General features: G+C 36.5%; 6 protein-coding genes. 5 read left to right on the top strand and 1 reads right to left on the bottom strand.

Translation table 11 applies throughout. From position 1 onward, the window contains the following. The 3 genes from Q0376_RS08310 to Q0376_RS08300 form a co-directional block, all read left to right on the top strand. A partial coding sequence (locus Q0376_RS08310) for a type III restriction-modification system endonuclease (RefSeq protein ID WP_298706435.1) occupies positions 1-1,762 on the top strand: 1,762 nt, incomplete at its 5' end. Between the two features lie 105 nt (positions 1,763-1,867). After that, positions 1,868-2,227 (top strand): DUF4357 domain-containing protein, encoded by a 360-nt coding sequence (locus tag Q0376_RS08305; RefSeq protein ID WP_298706433.1) that lies wholly within the window; start codon positions 1,868-1,870, stop codon positions 2,225-2,227. Positions 2,228-2,253: 26 nt separating this feature from the next. Further along, positions 2,254-3,105, top strand: a complete 852-nt coding sequence (locus tag Q0376_RS08300) for a MerR family transcriptional regulator (protein WP_298706431.1) — start codon at positions 2,254-2,256, stop codon at positions 3,103-3,105. Positions 3,106-3,730: 625 nt separating this feature from the next. Here Q0376_RS08300 and Q0376_RS08295 read toward each other — a convergent pair. Further along, positions 3,731-4,486, bottom strand: coding sequence for an IclR family transcriptional regulator (locus Q0376_RS08295; RefSeq protein ID WP_298706429.1), 756 nt, complete (start codon positions 4,484-4,486; stop codon positions 3,731-3,733). Positions 4,487-4,889: 403 nt separating this feature from the next. On the opposite strand from Q0376_RS08295, the gene Q0376_RS08290 reads away from it, so the two are divergent. Both Q0376_RS08290 and Q0376_RS08285 read left to right on the top strand, forming a co-directional pair. Continuing rightward, a complete protein-coding gene (locus Q0376_RS08290; RefSeq protein WP_298706427.1) occupies positions 4,890-6,860 on the top strand; it encodes a YjhG/YagF family D-xylonate dehydratase in 1,971 nt (656 codons plus the stop codon). A 25-nt stretch (positions 6,861-6,885) separates the two neighbouring features. Continuing rightward, entirely contained in the window at positions 6,886-8,232 is a 1,347-nt protein-coding gene (locus Q0376_RS08285) for a gluconate:H+ symporter (protein ID WP_298706425.1), read from the top strand. The last annotated feature ends 6 nt before the right edge of the window (positions 8,233-8,238 follow it).

Raw genomic sequence — 8,238 nt, 5'->3', positions numbered from 1 at the left:
GATCTTCATTGATTCAATAAAGTCGTATCGAGACGAAGATGGATGGTTAAAAAATATATTTGAACGATTATTAACTGAGAAAGTAAAAAAACTTATAGCAGAGTATTCTCAGAAGACATCGACTCGTGAACAAGAATATTTAAGCTTTTTAAAAGCTACTTTAGCACAATTAAAAGAGAATGTTCATGCTGGATATTTCAGTGAAGACCGTGGAAGTGGTGATGAGGCGATTCAAGCAGAAGTAGATGACATTTTGAGGAATAAAGAAAAACTGTTATCTTTTAAAGACGAGAAGGGAAACTGGGAAACACGGCGATTCTTATTTTCTAAGTGGACATTACGCGAAGGTTGGGATAATCCTAATGTATTTGTTATTGCTAAGTTACGAACATCTGGCAGTGAAAATTCAAAAATACAAGAGGTTGGACGTGGCTTAAGACTTCCTGTTGATGAAAATGGTCATCGCTTATTGCAAACTGAGTTAGATAGCCGGCTAAGCTTTTTAATTGGTTACGATGAAAAGGATTTTGCACAGAAGCTAATTTCTCAAGTTAATAGCGATGTAAATGTACAAATAAATGAAGTTACATTGACAGATGAATTAATTAATCAAATATTAGCAGTAGATACTTCATTAACAAAAGATCATTTACTAGAGCAGTTAGATGAGGCTAATATTATTAACCGTAGTAATGATTTTAAAGAGGGCGGATTTGATAAATTAGTATCTATGTTCCCTGCTGTATTTAGAGAATCAAGAGTTGCTAAAGAGCATATTACTGATGGTGGTTTAAAAACTAAAGATAGAGTGAAGTTGAAGAAATCTAATTGGAATCAAATGAGAGATTTATGGCAAACTTTCTCTAATCGTTACATGATTAAGTTTGATCGTTTAAATGAAACCGAATTAAAAGAGTTAATTGATGCTTGCATGCATAATGATGATAATTTTATGCTAAAAAAGGTGGAATTTAATAAGGAAAGTGTTGTTTATACGGGAAAAGAACAGAAAATGAAGCTCCAAGATTCTGATTATTCTTTAGAATATGGACAAACGATTTTGCCAGGAATGGTGTATGGTGAATTTGTTATAAAATTAGCTCGACTAACAAGATTAAAACCAGTACAGATTCATAGAAGTTTATATAGTACTATAAAAAATAAGTATAAGAGTGATACTCGATATTTAAATGAAGATACATTAAATAATTTAAGCCGCGATTTTAAAGCTAAATTTGAAGAGAAATATGAGCAATATTATCATTATGAAAAGTTAGATTTTCAAGCCAATACATCTATATATGATACAAGTAAACAAGACTTCAAAGAAGATATTCTTGCTACAGCATTGGGGATATATGAAGATGATAGTGTTGGCGAGGATAGTAGATCTTTGTATGAAACACCTCCAATTAGATATGATTCTTCAGATCCAGAACAAATTTTATTGAAACGAAATTATGGATCAAATGTTATTACTTTTGGTAAATTGCCTAAACGAGCTATTCAAGTTCCTAAATATATGGGAGGGACAACAACGCCAGATTTTATATATGTTGTTGAGAATGCAAATAAGCAAAAAGTATACTTACTAGTTGAAACAAAAGCCGAGGGTAGTGGTAAGCGTGAATCTGACACACAAATTTTGAAAATTCAAAGGAAATTCTTTGAGAAATTGAAAAATCAAGGTGTTGAATATAAAGAAGCAACTTCTGCTCAAGAGGTATATTCCTTATTAAATAAAATTGCATCAAGTAAATAGTCAATTATTGTGATGAATAGAAAGTGGGCATAGTTTTGGCAATTAAAGGCTCTGTTATTACATTATTCTTGTAACAACCACTGATGACTCACTATGGGCTATCGTATGTTTGAATCGAGTACAAAAAGCTCTGCTAAAAAAAGCGATAAATTTTATACAAAGAGAAAAGGATGCATTGCCTACGGAAAACAGACTAATGAAGGGTTTGTAGTTTTAAAAGGCAGTGATGTAGTTATGGAAAAAACTAAAAGCTGCCCAGATTCTGTTATAAAAAACAGAAAGAAATATGCTAACAAAATAAAAGATGGGAAGTTAATAGAAGATATATCTTTTTTCACGCCTTCGGGAGCGGCAACATTTGTTCATTATGCGAGTGCAAATGGACGAACGGCTTGGAAACGAGAGAAAGATGATAAATCATTAAATGATATTGGAGCAGAGATAAGTAATACAATAAAAGATTAATAGATTAGAGTTTTAAGGAGTCCCCCATGCGCGAAAATTTAATCAGCATTAGCGAGATGGCCAAGCTTCACAGTTTGACGCGGCCGGCGCTACTATATTATGACTCGATTGGCTTATTTTCGCCGGTTGTGGTGGATGAGTCCAATGGATATCGCTATTATGGACGGCATCAGATTCCCGTATTGAGGGAGATTTGCTTTTTGAAGTCCTTAGGCGTTAGTTTAAAAGAGATTGAAGCCCATCTAAATGGCCGTGATTTACAATCCGAGGTGGTTTTGTTACAGCAACAAGCGGCAAAGCTCGCCAAAGAAAAAGAACAATTAGAGCGAAAGCAATTGGCTTTGCAGCAACGCCTGTATTTATATCGTGAAGCCGTGGCCGCTACGAGTCATCCTCAGGAGGAGCCATTCTTGCGTTATTACAAAGATCGGCAGATTATTTTCTGCCCTTGGGCTGAAGAGGGGGCTACTGTAGATCGTGAAGATATTCATTTTACATCTATGGAGCTTTGGCGTGAACTATATTCCCATGAATTCTTGCCGGCTTATAGCTATGGCATGTTATTTAAAAAGGATAGTGTCATTACTGGTAATGTATTAAATGGTGGTGGCAGTTATATTCGGATACCTCCAGAAAGTGGCCATTTTGATGCGGAAGAGATTACCTTGCCTGAAGGAAATTACATTTGCCTATATAAAACAGGCCGGCCTAATGATACGACGCAATTAGAAACACTCTTGCAGTGGGTGAAAGAGCATGGCTATACGATTTGTGGTGATGTAGTGGATGCCTGTTTCTTGGATACTACTTTTGACGAAGCCGATCATGATGCGCTATTTTCCATGCTTCAAGTGCCCGTTGAAGGCGGGGCCTTGTAATATTACATTCCTAAAAAATTATATAGTATAAAATAAAAGACTTTTTCATACTGTCCCAGTACATATATGGCTAAACGCTTATACGTTAGACTGAAGTAGATTTAATTAGACTAAACATATCTAAAATATATCTAAACGTATCTAATTATATCTAGGTATAGCTAATTCTCATCAGTACTGGAGCTTATGAAGAAGTCTTTTTTATATTAGTATGATAGTTTATTTTAGTATGATATTTTATAGAGAAATATTTTCTATAGAAATTTCATGTAAATTTAATTTTTTAAATGCTTGACTGTAAAGTAACTTTATAGTTTAGAATAACAACGTGCTAAGAAATACAACAGTAAAAAACAAGTGTTGAGTTGTATTTTAGGAGCAGTGGTTTGAGACAAAAGGAGTGTTGAAACGTGGTAGCAATTTTTATTTTACTTCAACAAGCGATTGAAAGCTTCGTAAAAGGTTTATAATAGGCAGTCCTATTGGCTCAATAAGATGTTTGATTATAAATCAAAACAAATCTAAAAAATCTTTAAAAGCATAACAACAAAACAAACAAAACAAAAAACAAAAACAAAACACTAACATGAAAAATGCATGTCCTACTAAGGGCATGCATTTTTTATTATTTCTTTAAAAGTTGTAAGTTTTCGATTTCATTTTTAGCTTCGATAAGAAGTGATTTTATTTGTGCTACTTTTTCGTCTGTACAAAGGAAGACTGGCAAGCTAATGCTAAGTGCAATGCGTTCCGTTTCAGATAGCGTAATAGGGGTAGCATAGCAACATAAAAAAGGCGTTGTCTCCTCAGATTCATGAGAGATGTTAGATTGCTTAATGTCTTGAAGTTGAGTCCATAGTACATCCATATCTGTAATTGTATGAGGCGTTACGGCTTCAAGACCTTCAGGGTAGATCTCCTTAAGTTCTTCCAAGGTGTAATAGGATAGCAATGCTTTGCCCAGTGCTGTTGCATAGGCAGGCAATTTTTTCCCTGTATGAGAAATAATTTGAATGGGCATTTCAGTTTTAGGGACTTCTTTTAACAAGTATAAGATCTCCGTGCCTTCTAAAATACCTAATTGACACATTTCATTAGATTGCTCTGTAATGCGCTGCATAACAGTTTTGACTTTTGGAATTAATTCATTGGTTACATCATAGGAGCTAGCAATGGCATGTAAAGAGATACCGATGAAATATAAACTAGTGTCATCATCTAAGTGTAAATAATTTTGAAAGGTCATTTCTTGTAAAATTGGTGATAGGGTGCTCTTAGGAATTGAGAGTTGTTGAGCAATTTGGGTCAAGGTCAATCCTTCAGGATGGCCGGACAATAAATTAAAAATACTGAGCACGCGCTCTGTTGGCTTATGGAACATAGTTAAACATCCTTTGTCATTAAATAGTTAATCTCTATTATAAAGGGGAAATAGATTTTAGCATACTCTTATTTATAAAACAGAGAGGATTTAGAGTAAAAAACGATATAATTTCAAAATTTGCATAATGCGATATAGGTATTTTTTCAATCTCCTATTGACATAATACTTCATTCTGCGTATGATGTAAACATGAAGTACGGATATATGTATAAATAGTTCGTAAATACGGACAATAAAAGAGCCTATGAAGCGGATTATGAAATGCAGTAGTACCACAACGTGCGAAACAGGGAAGTAAATACCATAACATACAATAGAAATTACATATGCCATGGTAAATAACGTACGAAATAATTAATTATGTACATTTAGGTTGATGTAAGTAAGGAAAGGTGAGAGTATGGCTATCAAATCATTATACGAAAGTATTAATCAAAACATTCAAGACACAAAATTATCTATGAATGGTCCTAAAGGTGAATTGCCTTTAACTGATTCGTTATTGCGTGAATCTCCAAGTGGTAATTTGTTCGGTATGACTGTAAATGCTGGCATGGGCTGGGATCCAACAAAACTTGCCAATGGCGATGTCATGTTGATTAGTACGCAAGGTGGTATTAAAACATCTGAACGCACTGTAGCTGTAGGTTTACATAATGGTCACTTTGAATTGTCTGATTTGATGACAGAAGCTGCTGATAAAGTGGCTGAACTTGGTTTTGTACCTCATGCAGCATTTGTAACAGATCCATGTGATGGTCGTAGCCAAGGAACGATTGGCATGTTTGACTCCTTACCTTATCGTAATGATGCTTCCATCGTAATGCGTCGTTTAATTCGTTCCTTACCGACTCGTAAGGCGACTATCGGTGTAGCTGGTTGTGATAAAGGGTTACCAGCTATGATGATGGCTTTGGCAAGTATGCATAATGAGCCAACAATTCTTGTACCAGGTGGTGCTACTTTAAAATCTAATGATGGTGAAGATTTAGGTACGGTTCAAACAATTGGCGTTCGTTATGCTAATGATGAAATTTCTCTAGATTATGCAGCGTCCATGGGCTGTAAAGCATGTGCATCTCCTGGCGGTGGCTGTCAATTCTTCGGGACAGCTGGCACATCTCAAGTTGTGGGAGAAGGCTTAGGCCTTTCTATTACACACTCCGCGTTAGCTCCATCAGGTCAACAAGTATGGCGCGATATGGCACGCATGTCTGCACAGGCTGTTATGGACTTAGCGGCTCGTGGTATTACAACAAAAGACATTTTAACTGATAAGGCTGTAGAAAATGCGATGGTTATTCATGCCGCTTTTGGTGGTTCGACAAATTTACTCCTTCATTTACCAGCAATCGCTTATGCAGCTGGATGTAAGAGCCCAAGTGTAGATGATTGGTCTCGTATCAATAAATTGGTGCCACGTCTTGTCAGCGTATTACCAATTGGGCCAGTAAACTATCCAACTGTATATGCTTATATGGCTGGTGGTGTACCAGAAGTAATGCTTCACTTACGTAAACTTGGTTTATTACATGAAGATGTGTTGACTGTAACTGGTAGCACATTAGGTGAAAACCTTGATTGGTGGGAACAATCAGAACGCCGTCAAGCTTGTCGTGCGCATCTTGAAAAAACAGAAGGTGTATCCCCAGATGAAGTTATTTTTACACCAGGGGAAGCTAAAAAACGCGGTATTGGCTCAACAGTAACATTCCCTAAAGGTAATATTGCACCAGAAGGGGCAGTAGTCAAATCTACCGCTATTGATCCATCTGTTATTGATGATGACCATGTATTCAGACATACAGCAAAAGTAAAAGTCTTCACGTCTGAAAAAGCAGCTATTACAGCACTAAAAGAAGTAGGTAAAGTAGAAGCTGGCGATATTCTTATCGTTATGGGCGGCGGGCCCAAAGGAACTGGTATGGAAGAAACCTACCAATTAACTTCAGCATTAAAACATTTACCATATGGTAAACATGTATCTCTTATTACTGATGCTCGTTTCTCTGGTGTATCAACAGGTGCTTGCTTTGGTCATGTAGGTCCTGAAGCGCTCGCTGGTGGTCCGCTTGGCAAATTACAAGATGGTGATATTGTTGAAATTATTGTAGATACAGTAAACTTGGAAGGCAGTTTAAACTTTATTGGCCGTGAAGGTGAGCTTGTATCCTATGAAGAAGGGGCAAAAATCTTAGCAGAACGTCCAATGCGGACTGATTTACATGAAGATGATGATTTACCAGACGACACTCGTTTATGGGCTGCATTACAAGATGTAAGTGGTGGCACATGGCAGGGTAATGTATATAATGTGGATAAAATAATTGAAGTACTTGAAGCGGGTAAGAAAGCTTTGGCTGAAAAATAATTGTCAACCATAGGAGGAGCTCATTATGCCTTTATTGATCACTGCCGTAGCAGTTGTACTGTTAATATTTTTAATCTCAAAATGTAAGATTAATACATTTATTTCACTCGTAATTGTATCTACTTTGGCGGGGATTGCCTTTGGCATCCCTTTGCCAAAACTTCCTAATACATTAGAAGCCGGCATGGGTGGCACATTAGGTCATATTGCTTTAATCTTTGGTCTTGGCGCCATGCTCGGCCGTGTAATTGCCGATGCAGGTGGTGCACAACGAATTTCCATGACTTTAATTGATGCCTTTGGTGAAAAGAGAATTCAATGGGCCATTGTAGTGGCATCATTTATTGTAGGTATTGCGTTATTCTTTGAAGTAGGTCTTGTTCTTTTAATTCCTATTGTATTTACTATTTCTCGTCAAATGAAGGTGGCACCTATTTATTTAGGCTTCCCAATGTTAGCGTCTTTATTAGCTACACATTGCTTCTTGCCACCACATCCAGGGCCAACTGTTATTGCAGGTGAATATGGTGCTGATATGGGTAGCGTTTTACTATATGGTATTTTAATTGCCATCCCTACAGTTATTTTAACGGGTCCTGTATTTACTAAAATAGTAAAAGGCTATATGCCATCTGTATTTGAAAAAGCAGGCGATATTACAGCTCTTGGTGAACCTAAACTCTTTACAGATGAAGAAATGCCAGGATTTAGTATTAGCATGCTATCTGCCATGCTACCTGTTATTTTGATGATTTTTGCAACAATTGCTAATATTGTTAAAGATATTGGACATATTGAAAATGCCCTAGTTTTAGAATCTGTTAACTTCGTAGGCAATCCATCTATTGCTATGCTTGTGTCAATTATTTTTGCAATCTATGTATTAAATCTTCGCCGTGGCACACCTATTAAAGAAGTTATGAATTCTTGCTCTAAGGCGATTGCTTCTATCGGTATGATGCTTCTTATTATCGGTGGTGGCGGGATTTTTAAACAAATCCTTATCACTGGTGGTGTAGGTACTTATATTGCGTCTATGTTCCATGGTACGTCTATTTCTCCAATCTTATTCGCTTGGGCTGTAGCAGCTATTTTGCGTATCTCTCTAGGATCTGCTACTGTAGCAGCTTTATCTACAGCAGGCTTAGTAGTACCTGTATTGGCTACTACTGATGCGAATTTAGCACTAGTAACATTGGCAACTGGCGCGGGCAGTACTATTGCATCTCATGTAAATGATGCCGGCTTCTGGATGGTAAAAGAGTATTTTGGCTTAAGCTTAAAAGAAACTTTTGCTACATGGACTGTATTATCTACAATTGCATCTATATCAGGCTTAGTGTTTGTACTTGTATTAGATATGTTTGTATAGAAAAGT

The sequence above is a fragment of the uncultured Veillonella sp. genome (genome assembly GCF_937981445.1).
In the GTDB taxonomy this organism is placed as follows: Bacteria; Bacillota; Negativicutes; order Veillonellales; family Veillonellaceae; genus Veillonella_A.
Note: the sequence above shows the minus strand (reverse complement) of the source record. Positions and strands in the feature narration are given on the sequence as shown.

What these genes read in the sequence shown, in the direction of transcription:
- Q0376_RS08305 (WP_298706433.1), top strand. Translation starts at nt 1,868, where the DNA reads ATGTTTGAATCGAGTACAAAAAGCTCTGCTAAAAAAAGCGATAAATTT.
- Q0376_RS08300 (WP_298706431.1), top strand. Translation starts at nt 2,254, where the DNA reads ATGCGCGAAAATTTAATCAGCATTAGCGAGATGGCCAAGCTTCACAGT.
- Q0376_RS08290 (WP_298706427.1), top strand. Translation starts at nt 4,890, where the DNA reads ATGGCTATCAAATCATTATACGAAAGTATTAATCAAAACATTCAAGAC.
- Q0376_RS08295 (WP_298706429.1), bottom strand. Translation starts at nt 4,486, where the DNA reads ATGTTCCATAAGCCAACAGAGCGCGTGCTCAGTATTTTTAATTTATTG.
- Q0376_RS08285 (WP_298706425.1), top strand. Translation starts at nt 6,886, where the DNA reads ATGCCTTTATTGATCACTGCCGTAGCAGTTGTACTGTTAATATTTTTA.